Source organism: Methanosarcina sp. MSH10X1 (assembly GCF_004099695.1).
GTDB lineage: Archaea > Halobacteriota > Methanosarcinia > Methanosarcinales > Methanosarcinaceae > Methanosarcina.
The window spans coordinates 61,170-78,957 of the sequence record NZ_SCHL01000001.1 but is presented as its reverse complement, the minus strand read 5'-3'; the positions used below and the strand labels follow the sequence as shown (position 1 = coordinate 78,957).

Below are 17,788 nucleotides of genomic sequence, written 5' to 3'. Positions count from 1 at the left end.
ATCACCTGACAGGGGAGACTCCCACCTGAACTTAACAAGGATGAAATATGCCATTAAGCGTTTACCTGGGATCAGGTCGTCACACACATTTGGATTTCTATAAATTCCAGCTTATTGATCTAATCTCAATTTGGATTTGAGACTTTTCAGGATTCGTGCAGTTGAACCGAGTAACCTATGGAATATAAGACAAGTTGCAGATATCTACAGGTGATAAGCTGTTGAATGGGATAATAAAAATCTTTTCTCTTATGGGCTTCCTAATGCTTACACATATTCCTGTTGTTCTGTGCATGACACCTCCGCCAGTTGTCTACGTTGCGGGAGATGGTAGTGGTGATTTTAATTGCAGTGGAACAAACGATCACATTCAAATCAACCAGGCTCTTGAATTTGTGACCGAAAACCAGAATTATACAACTGTTTACCTTAAAGGCCCATTCACATATGTCATAGATGATACTCTTTTGATCGGCAGCAATACCACTCTTGAAGGAGATTCCAATGCAACAGTAAAGCTGGTAAGGAATGCTGGTTGGTCATCCACCAAACCCTTGATTAAGGAAAGAAGTTCCAACAGTATGGATATTACTATATGCGGTTTTACTATTGATGGAAACCGGGAGGGGAACACCAATGTGCGGAGTGGAAGCGGCTACTATAATCTTATCCACCTGAGCGATTGTCAAAACATAAGTGTGTATAATATGTACCTGACCAACAACCATGGAGACGGCTTAAAGACTGACAATTGTTCTAAGGTAGAATTCTACAATAATGAAGCATACTCATTAGGGCATGATGCTCTATATGCCAGTATATGTTCAAACGTGGAAGCTTATAACAACAAAATAAGCTGCAGGACAAACAGTGGCCTGAGAATATATAACACAAACCATGTTAATGCCTTTGGCAATGTTATAACATCTGAGGGCTCCGGAGGTGCAGGAATTGAAATCCAGAAAGACGGAACGCCTATAATGGATGATATTGAGGTGTATAATAACACGATATACGAAACTGCACTTGCAGGAATCTGGATTTTCTCACAGGGCTCGTATTCCGAGTCACCTTCAAATATACACATCCACCATAATCAGATTTATAATACCGGAACGGATTCAAGCAGCGAAGTAATAGGCGGAATCTTATCCGATGGATTCAATGCTACCATTGAAAACAATATGATAGATGGCGCATACGGGGCTGGTATTGTGCAGAATGATGCATATTTCTCGGATCCGCCCGGTTCAGGGTATTTGGTTACGGTAAGAAATAATATAATAACGAATACCCGAACATCAGAAGCTGGAGGAAATGGGTCTGGAATATGTAACCTGCTCACAGACACTCACGCTTTTGCCCTTCAGAATAATCTTTTTTATAACAACGCAGGTGGGGACTATACAGATGTTCAGGCATCACCATCGGATATAGTAGCAGATCCTCAATACGCGGACAGAAATAAACACGACTATCATCTTAAGTCAAAAGCAGGTCACTGGGATGGGAGTAGCTGGGTGAATGACAACATAAGTTCCCCATGTATCGATGCCGGATATTCCTTATCGGATTATTCTAAAGAACCTCACCCCAATGGAAATAGAATTAACATAGGTCCGTATGGGAATACGGAGCGTGCCTCAAAATCAGAACTGGATGAGTCAAATAGCAGTAGCGGAAGCAGTAGCCATGATAGCCGTGGCAGCAGTAGCCGTGGCAGCAGTGGCGGCAGTGGTAGTTCTCCTGAACCTGCAAGTAACGTTGAGGTTAAGGAAGTTTCACAGGTATTTATTACAAACGACAAAAATGCTAAGTTTGATTTCCCAAAAAACGCAACCTGCGTCGTTTACTTGGGCTTTGAAGCAAAAAAGACAGTTGGTAAGACAACAACCATTGTAGAGATGCTAAAAAATAAATCTACTCTGGTTTCAGACCTACCTCCTGAAGAGGTTTATGAATTCTTTAATCTCTGGGTTGGGAAAGGCGGGTATGGAACGTCAAATAATATCGAAAACCCGGTTGTATGTTTCAGAGTTGAAAAATCCTGGATACAGGATAGAAAGATCAACCAGTCCTCAATAACCCTTAACAGGTACAATGATACTACATGGAATCCGCTTTCAACCAGCCTGTCAGGGGAAGATGATACGTATCTGTATTTCGTAGCCAGAACCCCTGGATTCTCTCCCTTTGCAATAACGGGTACTGCGACAGAAATCGAGATTTTGACTGAAGTGCCGCCTAAATCTGACACTCAGGGTGCTGAACAAAACAATGAAAGTATAGGGTACGAAGTTGAAAAAAAGCCTGAGCAGACAGGAAACACGGGTATCCCCCGGAAAGAAAGCGTGAGCGTGCCTGGATTTGAAATAATTTCTTGTATAGTCGGTCTGCTTGGCATATTCCTGTATAAAGTAAGATGAATAAGAGTGAATTATTGCAGGTAGCCAGGGTTATTCATCAGCTCTGACAGGAAACCCTTTGCTTATTAAAAGACATCTTACTTACAATTTCAGTAGTCCTGCTTCATGACCTTTTTTAACTTTCCTGCCTTCAGGTAAAGCTCAAGGGATAGATTAACAAAAAGTTCAGGATCAATATTTTCTGCACTTTCCTTTTATGAATATTACAGAAAGCCCGGGAAGCTCAAGCTTTGCCCGGATCAGTTCCGAGAGCCTGGTATTCGGGATCCGGTTTTCTATTTCGTGCCCTGACTCTCTCTCATGTCCAGTCTTATCTGCCATTTTCCCAGTCTCACCGGTAACTTTCTCATTTCTATCTATTTCTTTCCCGGTCTTATCCGGCACTTCCTCTTCGTCTGTGTCGATATCGAAAATTGAAACGTCAGGGGTTATTGCCTCAACCACTTTCCTGAGATCAGGAGCAGTCTGCCCCCCGGTCATTGCTGCAACTTCATTCTGGAGTACGAGCACAAGCATATTGCAGCCTGTAGTCGCGGCACTCAGCAGCCCGAGAATGCCCGAATGTGCCAGGGCAAAATCCCCGATTACTGCAATGCCTTTTTTATCAAAACCACAGGCAACCGAGACTGCCGAGCCAAGCGCAAAGCTAACATCTACTGCCGCAAGGGGCTCGGGTGCACTCCGGACTGAACAGCCCATATCGCCCGCAATCCGCACGTCAAGCGTGCTTAGCAAGCGGTAAAGGGGTAGATAGGGGCAATCGCTGCAAATTAAAGCTCTTCCTCCGGTTCTGGCGAGAGCGGCACCTGGAGGGCTTGAAATTTCTTCTCCCATATGTTCAAGGGCAAATTCAAGGTCTTCGGTCCTGATCTCCCCATATGGAAGGTGTCCTGTCTTTTTCCCATAAACCCTGCCTGCGATCCTGATCTGTTCCTCTATAAAGGGCTCGGACTCTTCGGCAACGAGTACCCTCCGGTTACTTTCCAGAAAAGCCTTGATTTTCTCAAGGGGAAGCGGATTCACAAGGGAGAGCGACAGGTGAGAGATCTCAGGACAGGAACTCCAGTCACGGGTTTTTATCCGTCTTTCCAGGATTTCTTCAACGATCGAGGATGTGAAACCTGAGGAAATAATCCCTACCTGTCCATATCCCCGGCCTGATCCGTGCCCCGTATTTCCAGCTGTCCTTTCTTTTGTCTCACCCGGATCCGTGTTTTCGGTTGTTCTTCCCCTTATCTTATTCAGGTCAGTATCTTCAGCTTCCTTTTCCAGCATTGGGTAGGTTCTGGCGTGAAAAAGGCGGTGTTTTTCCACCATCCGGTTTTTCCAGATTGCGCGGTCGAATTCAGGATAGGGAGCTGAGGCTGCCGGATGGCGTTTTATCTTCCCTTTACTCTTTTCCAGGCCTGCAGTGACCCTCAGGATAACCGGTGTTCTAGTTTCTTCCGAAAGCTCATAAGCCCGCCTTAGAGCCCTGTATGCAGTATAGGGGTTAGCCGGATCGAATACTGCTATCTCTGCTATCCGGCCGTACCAGCGTGAGTCCTGCTCATTCTGAGAGCCTTTTGCGCCAGGGTCATCTCCTGCAATTATAACAAGTCCGGCTCCTATGGTGTGTGTAACCGAAGTTATAAGAGGGTCCGAAAGCAGGTTCATCCCGACATGCTTTACGAGCACAAGTGCCCTTCTGCCGGAAACCGACGCCCCGAGAGCAATTTCAAGGGCAACTTTCTCATTTGTCAACCACCTGGCACTATAATCCCGCACAATTCCTGAAACCGGTAGGCTGGAAACCGGGTTTTTCGCCCCGGAGGCTTCGACAGGCTCTTTCTCCCCGGGGTTTTTCAAAAAAAGTTCCATAAGGGAGGTAACAGGATACCCGGGGACACCTGTTATAAGGCTGACATCACTATCAAGGGCTGCAAAGTAAAGGGCTTCAAACCCGGTGCATTCTAATGCTTCTTTTTCTTTTCTCAAAATGACCCCACACTGCCGGAATTAAGGGATACCCGATTCAGAATTCCATGACATAAGTTTTATTAGCTCAAAATTTTGTATACTTAAGATTCCGATAATTTAAAAATCTGATAAATTGAAATTTAGTGACTTGAATTTCGGTTTGAGGTCTATATTTAGGGATTCTTGCCTTACAGTTTCCTGCTTTTTTAGATATCGGTTTTAATCTTTTCCATTGCAAGAGGCTTGATTTGCGTGCCGGGGATTATAGACTCTTCAGGTCTTGCGAACCAGGGGAGAGAAGCAAGCGCGCCTATTACTCCGTTGCCATCAAGTACGACTTCCACGCCGTTTTCTCTGGCGCACTGCAAAGCCTCAGCTTTCAGGATCCTTTCGGTTCTGCAGCGGTTGCTGTACTCATATAGTCCTTTCGCATAGAAATCCGAAAGTACAACCATTCCGGTCTGAGCTGAAGCACTGTACTTTTTAAGGGCTTTTTCGAAAGCATTTACCAGCCTTGATTTTGCGTTCTCGTCCACACAGCCGAATTCGAGTACCGTAGACATGCAGTTCTGGGTCTTTTCAGGAACCGGAAAAAGCTGGACAAGCGCGTGGGAAAGATAAACGGCTTCCTGGCAGTCAAGTTCCCTTGCAATATTATGAGTCAGGGTCCAGGTAGCTCCTACTTCTTTTGAGTCGGTGTCATCTATGCCTATGAGCACACGATCCCTGCGCGGAACTGTTACTGTTCCCCTTGCGCACTTCTCGCCCCCGGACTCGGAGATGTTATAACGAAGTACTCCATCCGCAAATGCTCTGCAGCGGGTTGCGCCTACGCCTCCTCCTCCTAATCCGGCATAAGTGATTTCTACCTCATCCCCCTGCACGACCACGGACTCAATGCCTGCGGCTGCAACCGACGGTTTGAGTTCAAGGTTTGAGAACCCTGTTTTCATTAAATAGCGGATCATATTTCCGGTCGAACGGGCTTTCAGGACAAGAGGCGCTTTTGCGTAATGGTAAAGAGACCAGGCAGCCCCGCTGTAACAGTTGGAGTGCTCGACGATCTCCGCATATTCATTTGCCGCATCACAGATAGCATAAATGCCTTTATAAGGCACAGTATAAGGGTCATCCAGGGTTATTTCCTCAATCTCTCTGTTGTCCAGTGCACAGGCGTTTATATGTTTTGTAATTCGAAAGACCTCCTTTTTAAAGGGAATAGGGACTGGGAGGGAAAATTCGTTTGATCGAAAAGCCCATTTCTTACAAATATATATAGATATCGTAGTTTTAGTAAGTTCAACTCGATGAAAGTCGATACGATCGATTTGACCGGATAATAAACTGAACATAAAGTCTGGATTCTGATATTTGACTATAGCCCCTGAAATCGACATTTGCAGGTTTCGGTCTAAAAATCACTCACTCCGGTGAGGTCTTTTCCCGATAGTTAGATGAGCGCGTTTTTAATACCTTCTTTTGTCATTCCTTTTAACGATCTGACCAAAATTGCAGTATTATTATCCGGTATTATCATCTTCTCACGGGTTTCCGTTAATACCAGGAAATCAATAGTTATCGACTATTTCCAAGGTCTCTACGACTATGAAAATCTCTTTTTGAGAGCCCTACAATGAGAACTTCGGGTTTTAAGTCGTTTTTACCTTACAAAACCTTCATCTTTAAGGCTTACGTATCTGCCGTCTCCTATAATAATATGGTCAAGCACGTCAATTCCAAGGAGCTTTCCTCCTTCTACCATTTTCTCGGTTACCATTATATCTTCCCTGCTCGGGCTCGGATCTCCCGAAGGGTGATTATGGACCATAATTACCGATGCCGAGGATTCCAGAAGGGCGGACTTGAAAACCTCGCGCGGATGAACGATGCTAGCATTCAGGCTGCCGATGGATACGACTTCTTCTTTCAGGACCTGGTTTTTTGTATCAAGACAAAGCGTTATAAATTTTTCTTTTTTCTGTTCCCGCATTTTAGGGTACATAAGAACATATACGTCCTTTGGGGAGCAGATTTTCCTTTTCGGCTCTTCCACAAAAGTCTCTAGCCTGCGGGCAAGCTCAAAAACCGCAGCTATCTGGGCAGCTTTTGCCTTCCCAATTCCATGAACCTGCGTAAGCTTTGTAATATTTGCAAGACTGAGCTGCCTGATATTGTATTCCGATAATATTCGGCTGCACAGGTTTACAACGTTTTCTTCCCTTGACCCTGTCCTCAGGATAATTCCAAGCAGTTCTGCATTTGAAAGCGATTCCGGCCCGTTTCGAATAAGCCGCTCCCTGGGACGTTCTTCTTCAGGGATATCATGAATCCTGACTTTATTTACTTCCATAAGTGTCCCCCTCTTTTTCCCATCTTATTTACAATTTTTAAATTGATTAAATAGATTAGATTGATTAGACTTTCTATAGATAATATCAAAGTCTCAGTATTTGAATCTTCACAGAATGTCCTGTAAAATCAAGATGAGAAAAAAGAAAAAAGGAAGAAAAATAAGTGGAGTAAAAAGTGCCGGCCCTTACTTATACCGGAAAGTGCATAACGCTCTTTGATGAAAGTCATTTCAGTTGTCGGGTATAAAAAATCGGGCAAGACCGCCCTTGTTTCCGCTCTCGTCAGGAAGCTTTCCGAATTCGGGACCGTAGGCACTGTAAAACATATGGGGGAACAGCGCCTCAATCCAGCAGATACGGATACGGGAAGGCACTTCGATGCGGGGGCTGAAGTAGTAATAGGAATAACAGGTACGGGTGCAACCGGTACCGAGCTTGTTAGCTTTTCCAGGGATTCCGACCTTGAGCATGCGCTTGACCAGCTCTGCGACCAGGGGCTTGATTTTGCCGTGGTGGAAGGCTTTAAGGAAAGCAATCTTCCGAAAATTGTGATTGGTGACCTTCAGGGGGTTTCCAACATTGTTTTCAGCCTGCCGAACGATATTGATATGCACGAGGAACTTACAGCTTCCCTTGTAGGAGTTGCCCTTGCCCAGCCAGACCGCTACACTCTGGAAGCCCTTATAAAGAAAGTCCGGAAAAATCCCGCTATTCGAAAAGCAGGTGCAATCGGGACCTTTACAGGCATAGTCCGCGAGTTGTCAGGAAACGAGAGGACCTCGAAGCTCGAATTCGAGAAATACGAACCCGAAGCCTCAAAAGCCCTTGACCTGATCCGGGAAGAACTCAAACAAAAAGAAGGCATTCTAGAAGTCCTGATCTACCACAAGACAGGCATCATCAAATCCGGAGAAGATATAGTATACATCGTTATCGCATCCGCCCACAGGACCGAACTTTTCCCTGCCCTCAGCGAAGCCATAGAACGCCTGAAAGCCGAAGCTCCGATCTGGAAGAAGGAATTCACGGAAAAAGAAGAATTCTGGGTACACGACAGAGAATAAGATGAAAAGCAGGTCTGAAACCAAAATAAAAACCGAAATAAAACTGAGAAAAAAACCGAAACCATAAAACCCCGGAAATGATCAGATGGGCGAAAAAACAGAAACTAGCAAGGCAAAACCCGAAAGCGGACAAACAAAACTCCGAAGCGCCGTCGTGCTGGCAGGCGGCAGGGGCAGGCGGATGGGCATGGTCGAAAAAGCCCTTCTCGAATTTGAAGGAAAAACAATCCTTGAGCGCCTGCTTGAAAGCCTTTTCCGGGCTGTGGACGAGGTTATTCTTTCGGTCCGGGACAAAACCCAGGAAGAAAAGTTCAGGTCCGTGCTTGAAAAGTTCCCTGCCCGCAAAATCCGTTTCTGTTTTGATACTCTGGAAGATGCCGGTCCCCTTGAAGGCATCCGGGCGGGGCTGCTCGAATCCAGGGCAGAATATTCCTTTGTGTGCGCGGGGGATATGCCTTTTGTGGATTCCGGGGTTGTAGACCTGCTGTTTGAGAAAGCACTCGGGCACGATGCTGCTCTTCCGAGGTGGGAAAACGGGAATTTTGAACCTCTGCACGCGGTTTATTCCAGAAGACTGATTCCTGAAATCGAAAAAGCCTTTGAGAAAGGAAAACGCTCTGTACTTGCGCCGGTTTTTGAGATGAAGGATGTGGTGTTTGTTGAGGTTTCGGAAATTCGGGAGATTGATCCTGAATTGAGGACTTTTGCGAATATCAATACGGTTGAGGATATTGAAAGTATGATTGGATCGGCAGTGCGAAATAAGGCATAATCATATTTATTTTTAAAAATTATGTCGTTTATATCCTTCTACTTTATGTTGATATATAGTTTCTTTATTTCCCCGCATCCTCTATCTCAAACTTTACATTCCTCTTTTTAAGCTCCTTCACAATCTCTTCCATAAACACCCCTGGTCCCGCTTCATGCCTGTGGTGGAATTCTTTTACCTTGCCCGGCTCTCCGCCGACGGATGTGATTTCCACGCCGCAGGAGGGGCTTTTCGGGACGCCGACAATTTTTATATTTACGCCCCTGGCTGAAAGGTCTTCGAGCAGGTCTGCAATATAGGTAAAGATTTCCCGGCAAAAGCGCCTGTAGGCAGGATGGTCGAGCTGGTCTTTAGTGATTTCCCGGCGCCGCGTGCCGAAAAACATGGCTTCGGGGCAGGGGAGCTGGATAACGTTTGCGCCCTGCGTGTCGATAGGCCGGGCTGGTTTTACGCCTTTCACCCTTGCAAGGGGGTTGAGCAGGCAGTGACCTATAACCAGAACCTCTTCTTTATCGCCGCCGGTAGCGGAGTTTTCGGGAACCTGAGAATATTTGTAATTATCCGGCTTTTTCACGTCATCACCTGTATTCATCTCACCTGTGTTCGCCTTACGTATGTATTCGCTTTCTATCTATATCTGCCTTTTATATGTCTGCCGTACGCCCTCTTCGTATCTACTATTCGACTTCTATATGTTTACTGATTGCTTTCCTTTCAACTCCGGTATTCATCCGGTAATTTCCGATACTCATCTGGTATTCACTGAAGATTTCTTCGTGCGAAAACAAGAGATTTTATATTTATCCTCCGGTATATGTATTCAAAAATGGTATCTGTGACCCTGCATACCAGCTATACTTTTGCAATCTGTTAGAATCTGGTCGCAAAGGGGATGCAGGAGCACTGCCTTTATATTGGAAGGTCACTGCACATGCATGAAGAGTTTGGAACAATAATTAATAGAGGATTCAAAAGCTGGGTCAGGAATTTAAATATCGGTATTCCGTATGTCCTTAATTTTCTTATTAACCTGATTCTTTACTTCCTTTTCTTTGCGCTGATGGGCTTGCTGCTCTTTACTTCAAGCAGTGGGACTATTATAGATCCTGCTACCCTTTCAGACGAGGAAATTTTTGCCCTGATGTGGGAAGGATTTTCCAAAAATCTCGGCTTGTCTGTGTTTCTTCTGCTCGGGGTTTTCCTGTTTGCGGCATTCGTACAGTCCTTTTTCACGGCAGGAGCAATAGGGATGGCAAAGAAAGCCTCCGAGACAGGAGATGCAAGGCTTTCGGACATGCTGGTTTCGGGTTCGAAAAACATCTTCAAGCTATTCCTTACAGTCCTGCTGATTGCCCTTATCCTGCTTGTAGGAATCATATTTCTGGTACCCGGAGCCCTTGCAGTAGGGAACCTGAGCGCACTGGTCGAAAACCCGGAAACGTCGCTACACGGCATGACCGCGCTGGTTATAGGATTCATTCTCTGGGCAGTGTACATAGTAATAGTAAATCTTGTACTTTCCCTGAGCTCATATGCCCTTGTGATCGATGAACTCGGACCGCTTGAAGCACTGAGTGCAGGCTTCAGCTTTTTTATGAAAAATAAACTGGATGTTTTCCTTATCTGGATCATCACTATAGGGCTGGCACTAATCAACAGTTCTATCGCGGAATTTGCAGGTTCGGGAAGCATTCTGGTCGCAGCAGTTACATCGCTGGTGCCGATTGCGGTTTTGCAACCTCTCACGGCTGTCCTCTGGACACGCCTCTACCTGGCCCGGAAAGGAAGAAAGCTTTATAACCCTTCAGATCTGCTCTCCGATCCGGATAGTTTCTGAGAAGCCGGTTTCTGAAAGGTTACTTTTTATTTCATTTTTTGTTTTATTTTTTCTCTTATCTTTACCCTGATTTTTTCCTTTGTTTTTACCTGCTTCTGGCTTATTTTTATCTCTCAAGTCCGACCGAGCAATTTGCACGCCTGGCACAGGTCTTCAGTGCAGGTCTCGCCGCAGATTCTGCATTTCTCGATCTTTGCAGGAGGCATTTCCTTTGCAAGGGCTCCTACAAGCTTATCAAAACCTCTCAGCAGGGAATACTTGGTTCCCGGATGTTTTGTCTCAAAATTATTCAAAAGCTCCCTTATCTCCCCTCGCAGGGCTTCCCCTGCATAAGGGCATTCGCTGAAGTCCACAGGAAGGGAATTTACAAGGGCGTAGAGTGCCACTTCTTTTTCAGGGATATTCCTCAGGGGTTTTGCCCGCAGGACCAGACCTTCAACCGCTGCAGGCGGGGCAAGCCTGACCATGCGCTCCATATCTCCGCGGAAGTGGTTGAGGAGGATTGTCTGGGCTTCGTCGTCCAGGTTATGCCCGGTTACGAGTTTTGTTGCCCCGATTTCTAGCGCGGTTTTATTGAGTATATTTTTTCTGAGGACGCCGCAGTAGCTGCATGTTCCTTTTTCCCGGTCCATTGCTGCCAGTTCGTCCATAGTTACCCCATGCACATCCTTAAAAGATTTTATAACATGCCGCACCCCGAGCATCTCGGTGAGACTTTTTGCAAGTTCGAGGGACTGGGGGCGGTATCCATGTATTCCCTCATCAATTGAAATTGCAACGATTTCGATGTCAGGCCTGTTACCCAGGATTTTGTGCATTATGTACAGGGCAACCGAGCTGTCTTTACCTCCGCTCAGGGCGACAGCTATCACTTCATTTTTGCGGATACTGTACTCTTTCCGGATTGTCAGTTTGATTTTCCTCTCGACATCCTCTACAAAATGCTTCTTGCAGAGGTGCATCCCGGAATACTTCTGAAAAATAATAGCTTCATTATTGCATTTTTTGCATTTGATTGTCATTTAAATCCTTTTTTTCTGCCAGTTATCTGAAAACAATTGAAAAATTAAACCTGATACACCATATTAGTTAAGCAGTGATTAAATTACTTTTAACTCTGCTGTGCCAGAATTCTTTTAGGAAAGGGACCGTTCATATATATGGCTTTTTATGTGTTTTACGGAAAAACAGTTTTTTATAGTTTCTTTGTTCACTTTCTGTTAATTTTCTGTTTATCCCTTCCAGACCCTATAAATGTAGTTCAGAATCTCTGTTTCCAGGGGTATTATCCTTTTGAGCCAGTAAAATCTTCATATTATTCAACTAACTATATAATATTTGGGCAGCAGCAAGGAGGTTTTACAATAAGAATTATTCCGGGAGAAACAAGGTACTACAGGGATAAAGGCTGGGTAAAAAGCTATTTTCTTTTCTCCTATTCGGATTACTACGATCCTGAGAATCTCCAGTTCGGGGGTCTGCGCGCTTTTAATGAATTTATTCTCGAGCCAGGCAGGGGGTTTTCATCTCACCCGCATGCCGAAATGGAAATAACAACAATAGTGCTCGAAGGAGAAATTACTCACGAAGATAATATAGGAAATAGGGAGGTTCTGGGAAAAGAAGACATACAGTGTATCACCACAGGCAGGGGTATTGAACATTCGGAGTTTAACATGGGAAAGGAACCCCTCCGTTTATACCAGATCTGGATTTCTCCGTCCAGAAGTAAGCTGGAGCCGGCATATTCTAAAAAGAAATTCGAGCCTTCATGCTGGAAAAACAGGCTGTTCCCCCTGGCTTCAGGGCAGGGTTTTGAAAATGCCCTGAAGATTAATGCGGATGCAACCGTTTACCGCGCCAGTCTCGAAAAAGGAAAAACTCTTCACTTTAACACGGAGGAGGGCAGGCTTGTTTTCATATATGTCTCGGTTGGGGAACTCTCTGTCAATGGGCAAAGGCTCGGACAGGGCGACCAGGCCCGTCTTGATGAAGAAACAATTCACCTGGAAACGGCTTCCTTTTCGGAATTCCTGTTGATTGACGTGCCTGCAAATGGTGAGAATATATAAAAAATATAAAAATAAATAATGAAAAGTAAGGTGTGGGAAAAACAAACCACGGAAGAGAAACGGAAAATTGAATCGAAGAAAATAAAGACTAAAACATCGAGAAAGAGGCACTACATGAGCCATGATCAGCCTGAAAGGGGAAGTGACAGAAAACAGGAACGACCTCGAAGAGGAAGTAACGGAAAACGGACGCAATCGGGGGAGGTTGAACACGAGCAGCCCCGGAGAGGGAGTGATGGAAAGCAGGAGCATTCGGAAGAGGTCGAAGAGGAACAGCCTGATAGGGGAAGTAATGGAAGGTCAGGAAAGTTAAAGGAAACTGATGAAGAACAGCCTCCTGACCGGGGTAGTGACAAAAAAGAAGAACTTCCCGGAAGAGGGAGTGGCTGAGAAACAACCCTTATAAGAGAAGATTGGCTGGAAACAAAAAACAGGCTCAAGAAGGCCCAGTATTAAGGGAGGAGCTGCAGCCGGGGAAAAATTTAACCGATTTTAGAAGGGATTTTAAAAGAAACTTTAGAAGGGAGTTTAGAAGAGAGTTTGGAAGAAATTCGAAGTGAGAGGTAAAATAGCTTTAGAGAGGGATTTGCCTCTCACTTCTCTTTTGCTTCTGATATTCCGGGAATCCGGAGTGAGGAATGGCGAACCTCGTCTCCGTTCCCTTTTTGAAACCTCTCCCGAAACAGACTTGAGGAATGGCAAAAAACCTCGAAGTCTTAATTTTACTCGGCGGGGTTTCGGATTTATGAAGGGCAGGGTTGAGGAATGGCGAACCTCGTGTCCCTTGCTCTACGTTTTTGCTAAATGCTACTCATGAACCCCATTCAATATTAGCATTTAGAACTGCATGATATAGAATACAGGTCACATATAAAACATAAGTGGAAATGATTTTTTTTTTACTTTGATGTAATAAAGGACACGCAAAATTTTAAGAGGCTTATCGTCAAGTCAGACGATATTTGTCCTTTATAGCCAATTTTCTTAAAAACTATCTGATTCCAGGCAGAAACTATTTATAATATGAATCACCAACAACTGGAGTTATATTTCTTTCCATTATTCAGTTCAACTTAATTTTTTGACTGGACTTTCCTGACCAGACCGTTTGACTTAATTTTTCTGTCTTAATTTCTCCTTCTTTGTAATATAAAATTTTCTCCTTCTTTATAATATAAAATTTTCGGCTCTGTAGAAATCCCATGAGATTGCGAGTATTAAAAAATTTAAACTTAGTAGCCTGATATGTTTTTGTTTATTTATTTTTAGCCTCCTGAGGCTGATTTAGATAGGTTTTCTACAAAGCCAAATTTTCTCCTTCTTTATAATACAAAATTTACAATAAAATATGCAGGTTTATACTGGCGCACAATTTTATGGTATACTACTTTTTTCCTGATTAAAGATATTCACTTTTACGCCAGATCTAAAATATCTATAAATAGAAATAATTGTATCTATTTGGTATAGGCTCTAAAGTTTTAGATCAAGCCCAGGGTGGTGGTGCAACGGAAGACATCTCTTTACTCTTACTTTTTTTATCAGTTTTGGGAGGTTACGTGCTTGGTATAATTTCCGGGCTCCTGCCCGGGATACATAACAATAATTTTGCGCTTGCGCTTGTAGCCTTTGCACCTTTCCTGGCTGAAAAAGGGCTTTCTCCCTTTTATATTGCCGTGATTATTCTCTCTAATGCACTCTCTCAGACTTTTCATGATGATTTATGTTATAAGGTAATATTATAGGTTTGGGTGTATGCCAAAAAATAGCAGTACTGTGAAAATATAACTGGCGGCTTGTTCCATACTAATTTTCATTTTTCAATAAAATTTAAACTTCCCTGACAGAACTTAGAGTTCAATGTCTAAGACGGCGGGCAGATTTTATTGTTTGAACCTTTCTATCCTCAACCTAGGGAGAGACACTCTCTCCCCTCCTTACGTTTCTCTATATCTGCCAATATATATGATTATTTTACTTCAATTTTTATAGAAAATTATAATTTTTAAAATCGAAACCAATAATATCCCAAGGACTTATCTGCAGAAAGTCACAAATATAATAACGAACGTTTCAATTAATAATTAAGATTTAGCATTTTTATAATAAACTATTGTATTATATGTGAATATTTAAAATTAATTCTTAAACACTCGTTAATGCCATTGTCAGACCAATAAATCAGATAGAAAGTTTACTCTCTTTCATTTGATTTTTCTATAAGGCATTAAAAAATTAATTGGTGTAGGTGTTCTACTTTGTGGAAATTAAAAAATAGATTTATAGCTCTGGTTGTAACCTTCCTCGTAGTGATGGCAGGTTTTGGTATAAGTTCTGCAGTTGCAGGTGGCTCAATTGACAGTAATTCTACTATTGATGATAATCCTGTCAGTTCTAGTTCCATAGATGATACTACAGATGGTACAACTGTAGACGAAACTGTAGATGAAACTACGGATGAAACTGTAGATGAAACTACGGATGAAACTGTAGATGAAACTACGGATGAAACTACGGATGAAACTGAAGATGAAACTGAAGATGTAGATGAAACTACGGATGAAACTACGGATGAAACTACGGATGAAACTACGGATGATACAATTGCAGACGACACAAATGATCAGACAGGCGAGGATGAAGAAGTAATTGATGAAGAAGAAGTAATTGATGAAGAGGATGAAGAAGTCGTATGTGAAACTCCAGCAGAAGAAGTCTGCGAAGAAGCTCCAGATGTAGTTGTATGCGAAACTCCAGCAAAAGATATTAAATGTGTGGAGACAAGCCCGCAAGTTGTTGATCCATGTGTAAAGGTAAATGATACAACCGGGCAAGTGAATATATCAAGTACTGATGAGCCAAAAGAGAATACACTGAGTAACTTTATTAAAGGTATTCTCGATATGTTTAATGGGGATACCCCTTCCGAAGTAACTCTGGAACAGACAACTGCTCAAAATGCCAGTACTCCAGCAGACCAGAACCTGACCATACATTTCCTTGATGTTGGACAGGGCGACTCTATCCTGATAGAATGTAACAATAGTACCATGCTAATAGATGCAGGGGAAAGTGATCAGGGAGAAATTGTTTCAGACTACATGCAAGACCAGGGGATTTCCACGCTGGATTATATAGTTGCAACCCATCCGCATGCAGATCATATTGGTGGTATGAGCGATATTATAAATGGCTTCCAAATTGATCATTTCATTGACAGTGGTTATCCTCATACAACTCAGACATATGAAGATATGCTGACCATAATTGATCAGAAAGACATTCCTTTTGAAATAGCTCAGGTCGGTCAGACAATCGACTTTGATCCTGCTGTTGATATTGAAGTTCTCAACCCTGGAACTACATATTCAGATGATCTGAATGAAAACTCCGTAGTTCTCAAAGTAAATTATGGGGATACTTCTTTCCTGCTCATGGGCGACGCAGGTTTGGAGACTGAAGAAAATATAATGAAAGCTGGCTACGACATAGAATCTGACATTATTAAAGTAGGACATCATGGAAGCCAATCTGGAAGTGGTGAAACCTTTATTTCAACTGTAAGTCCTGAAGTAGGTATTATTGAAGTTGGAGCAGAAAATGATTACGGACATCCTGATCCTGAGATTCTTGAGAGATTGCAGACAGCCTCAAAAGTTTACAGAACAGACCTAGATGGCACAGTTACGATCACAACGGACGGGTCTACTTATACTGTAACTACTCAGAAATCTGATACCCCATTTGTAAGTCCTAATCCAACATTGACAGAAACAAGTGAAGTAATACCGACAGAATCATCAACATCTGAACCGGCAAAGGCACAAGTTACAGCACCAGATTCAAAGACACCAGATATAACTACGAGCAGTGAATCTAACTCACTTTATATCAGTGATTTGTATGTCGGTGCTCCTCATCAAACAGCAAATCAAGAATATGTTAAAATTACAAATAAAGGAACAACATCAGTAAATCTGAAAGGTTGGAAAATTGAAGACAAAGATGCAAAGCATACCTATTCTTTCCCGTCTTCTTATACCTTAAAATCTAAGAATACAGTGACTCTCTATAGTGGAAAAGGCACAAACACTGCAAATACGCTGTATTGGGGAAGATCGGAAAATGCGCATGTCTGGAACAATGATGGAGATATTGCGTATCTTTATGATAATGCTGGAGAACTTGTTTTCATGCTGGAGAGATAATAACGGAGAATTTTAAAGTTACATTAGACAGGATCGAAGAAGATACTGCGGTCTTGCTTGTGAGGGATGAAGAAACAATTAAAATTAATATCCCTCTTTTTTTACTGCCTGTAGGAAGCAGGGAAGGAGACATTCTGGATATTACCATTGCCAGAGATGCAAAAGATACAGAAGCTGCAAAAGAGAGAGCATCCAATTTGCTTGAGAAGCTTAAAAACAAAAATGAGGCAAATTTTGACTATGAATAATAAAGCTTTTTTTGAATCATTTTAGTTTGATAGCTAGACAACGAGAGCCGTTTTTCGGAACTGGCTTGATGGTGTATGTTATGGATTGGTTAACAGATTAATGAGAATATGTTCCCGTCCCTATAAGTAATAAAACGGTGTCATTTATTTAAATAAAATTGAGAAAAATAATAGCACTAATACAATCATTTTATGAATTCTATAAGTAAAGAATCAGAAGTGAATATGAACAGCTCGAAGTACAATAGATAGCCAGAATGAAAAATATACCTGTCAGTTCGGGGAACGAGCAGGCAGTTCAGCCCATTCGTCAATATGCAAAATTCAAACGCTGATGATTCTGAATAATCATAAAATTGAGTCTCACATTTCTGTGGTTCTCCAACGGCAAAAATATATTAATTCTATTTATCTTCCAAAATAAATCCTGATTTTGTTAGCTACCGTTATCCATAGAGTATCTACAGCACAAAAGCCAATTATAACGAGCAACTCAGGAAGTTTCCAAAACGAACCAGGAATCAAGAAAATAAAAGTACTACATGTCATTATGAACCCAAAAGTATAGGATAACATTCTCACCGGAATGCTGGAAGAAGGCATGTTAAAAATAGAACTTAAGGTTATAAAAAATTTGTGGAGTAAATTGCGAGCTTATATACATAACTGCAAAAACCTTTAGATTCATAGACTAGCTAGGACGTAAAGGCATGTTTGGGGAACGAGCAGGCAGTTAAGCCTACTCGTTATATGCAAAAATTCAGACGCTGATGAAAACGTCAATGTATTATTGGTCTAAAGATACTTAAATTTTTTTATCAGTCAGTTGTACTCAGTACACTGGTATAAAG

At 42.7% G+C, this 17,788-nt stretch carries 16 protein-coding genes; 10 read left to right on the top strand and 6 right to left on the bottom strand.

Features of this window, described 5'->3' with window-relative positions; translation table 11 throughout:
- The first annotated feature begins 263 nt into the window (after nucleotides 1–263).
- Nucleotides 264–2,426, top strand: coding sequence for a PGF-pre-PGF domain-containing protein (locus tag EQO05_RS00285; protein WP_128502663.1), 2,163 nt, complete (start codon nucleotides 264–266; stop codon nucleotides 2,424–2,426).
- 171 nt (nucleotides 2,427–2,597) lie between these two features.
- Here the strand turns inward: EQO05_RS00285 and EQO05_RS00280 are convergent, their stop codons facing one another.
- The 3 genes from EQO05_RS00280 to radC all read right to left on the bottom strand — a co-directional run bounded on the left by EQO05_RS00280 (nucleotide 2,598) and on the right by radC (nucleotide 6,735).
- Nucleotides 2,598–4,403, bottom strand: coding sequence for an indolepyruvate ferredoxin oxidoreductase subunit alpha (locus EQO05_RS00280; protein WP_128502661.1), 1,806 nt, complete (start codon nucleotides 4,401–4,403; stop codon nucleotides 2,598–2,600).
- 188 nt (nucleotides 4,404–4,591) lie between these two features.
- Nucleotides 4,592–5,536, bottom strand: a complete 945-nt coding sequence (gene mmp11 / locus EQO05_RS00275) for a methanogenesis marker protein 11 (RefSeq protein ID WP_205793654.1) — start codon at nucleotides 5,534–5,536, stop codon at nucleotides 4,592–4,594.
- 509 nt (nucleotides 5,537–6,045) lie between these two features.
- Nucleotides 6,046–6,735 (bottom strand): DNA repair protein RadC, encoded by a 690-nt coding sequence (gene radC, locus EQO05_RS00270; protein WP_128502656.1) that lies wholly within the window; start codon nucleotides 6,733–6,735, stop codon nucleotides 6,046–6,048.
- 219 nt (nucleotides 6,736–6,954) lie between these two features.
- Here radC and EQO05_RS00265 point away from each other — a divergent pair, with 219 nt between their 5' ends.
- Nucleotides 6,955–7,800 carry a molybdopterin synthase gene (locus tag EQO05_RS00265; RefSeq protein WP_128502653.1) on the top strand — a complete coding sequence of 282 codons (846 nt, stop codon included), beginning with the start codon at nucleotides 6,955–6,957 and terminating at the stop codon, nucleotides 7,798–7,800.
- 85 nt (nucleotides 7,801–7,885) lie between these two features.
- Complete coding sequence (locus EQO05_RS00260) at nucleotides 7,886–8,572, top strand: molybdenum cofactor guanylyltransferase (RefSeq protein WP_128502652.1); 687 nt, start codon at nucleotides 7,886–7,888, stop codon at nucleotides 8,570–8,572.
- Between the two features lie 64 nt (nucleotides 8,573–8,636).
- On the opposite strand, the gene EQO05_RS00255 is transcribed toward EQO05_RS00260, so the two are convergent.
- Nucleotides 8,637–9,164, bottom strand: coding sequence for a DUF523 domain-containing protein (locus EQO05_RS00255; protein ID WP_128502650.1), 528 nt, complete (start codon nucleotides 9,162–9,164; stop codon nucleotides 8,637–8,639).
- Nucleotides 9,165–9,503: 339 nt separating this feature from the next.
- Between EQO05_RS00255 and EQO05_RS00250 the strand changes: the two genes are divergently transcribed.
- Nucleotides 9,504–10,409 carry a hypothetical protein gene (locus EQO05_RS00250; protein ID WP_128502648.1) on the top strand — a complete coding sequence of 302 codons (906 nt, stop codon included), beginning with the start codon at nucleotides 9,504–9,506 and terminating at the stop codon, nucleotides 10,407–10,409.
- On the opposite strand, the gene EQO05_RS15270 is transcribed toward EQO05_RS00250, so the two are convergent.
- Nucleotides 10,377–10,526 carry a hypothetical protein gene (locus tag EQO05_RS15270; RefSeq protein WP_164888417.1) on the bottom strand — a complete coding sequence of 50 codons (150 nt, stop codon included), beginning with the start codon at nucleotides 10,524–10,526 and terminating at the stop codon, nucleotides 10,377–10,379. The two genes, EQO05_RS00250 and EQO05_RS15270, sit on opposite strands and share 33 nt — an antisense overlap.
- Complete coding sequence (locus EQO05_RS00245) at nucleotides 10,523–11,431, bottom strand: TIGR00269 family protein (RefSeq protein WP_128502646.1); 909 nt, start codon at nucleotides 11,429–11,431, stop codon at nucleotides 10,523–10,525. The genes EQO05_RS15270 and EQO05_RS00245 overlap by 4 nt, the downstream gene beginning before the upstream one ends.
- Before the next feature lie 138 nt (nucleotides 11,432–11,569).
- On the opposite strand from EQO05_RS00245, the gene EQO05_RS00240 reads away from it, so the two are divergent.
- The 6 genes from EQO05_RS00240 to EQO05_RS00215 all read left to right on the top strand — a co-directional run bounded on the left by EQO05_RS00240 (nucleotide 11,570) and on the right by EQO05_RS00215 (nucleotide 16,937).
- Nucleotides 11,570–12,481 (top strand): pirin family protein, encoded by a 912-nt coding sequence (locus EQO05_RS00240; RefSeq protein WP_128502644.1) that lies wholly within the window; start codon nucleotides 11,570–11,572, stop codon nucleotides 12,479–12,481.
- Between the two features lie 114 nt (nucleotides 12,482–12,595).
- A complete protein-coding gene (locus EQO05_RS00235; protein WP_164888416.1) occupies nucleotides 12,596–12,871 on the top strand; it encodes a hypothetical protein in 276 nt (91 codons plus the stop codon).
- A 23-nt stretch (nucleotides 12,872–12,894) separates the two neighbouring features.
- Nucleotides 12,895–13,041: a hypothetical protein gene (locus EQO05_RS15265; protein WP_164888415.1), complete on the top strand. Its 147-nt coding sequence runs from the start codon at nucleotides 12,895–12,897 to the stop codon at nucleotides 13,039–13,041.
- A gap of 891 nt (nucleotides 13,042–13,932) precedes the next feature.
- Nucleotides 13,933–14,226 (top strand): tripartite tricarboxylate transporter permease, encoded by a 294-nt coding sequence (locus EQO05_RS00230; protein ID WP_370273482.1) that lies wholly within the window; start codon nucleotides 13,933–13,935, stop codon nucleotides 14,224–14,226.
- Between the two features lie 513 nt (nucleotides 14,227–14,739).
- Nucleotides 14,740–16,689: a lamin tail domain-containing protein gene (locus EQO05_RS00220; RefSeq protein ID WP_240664229.1), complete on the top strand. Its 1,950-nt coding sequence runs from the start codon at nucleotides 14,740–14,742 to the stop codon at nucleotides 16,687–16,689.
- Nucleotides 16,686–16,937, top strand: a complete 252-nt coding sequence (locus EQO05_RS00215; protein ID WP_370273513.1) for a DUF3006 domain-containing protein — start codon at nucleotides 16,686–16,688, stop codon at nucleotides 16,935–16,937. Before EQO05_RS00220 ends, EQO05_RS00215 begins: the two co-directional genes overlap by 4 nt.
- Nucleotides 16,938–17,788 lie beyond the last annotated feature (851 nt).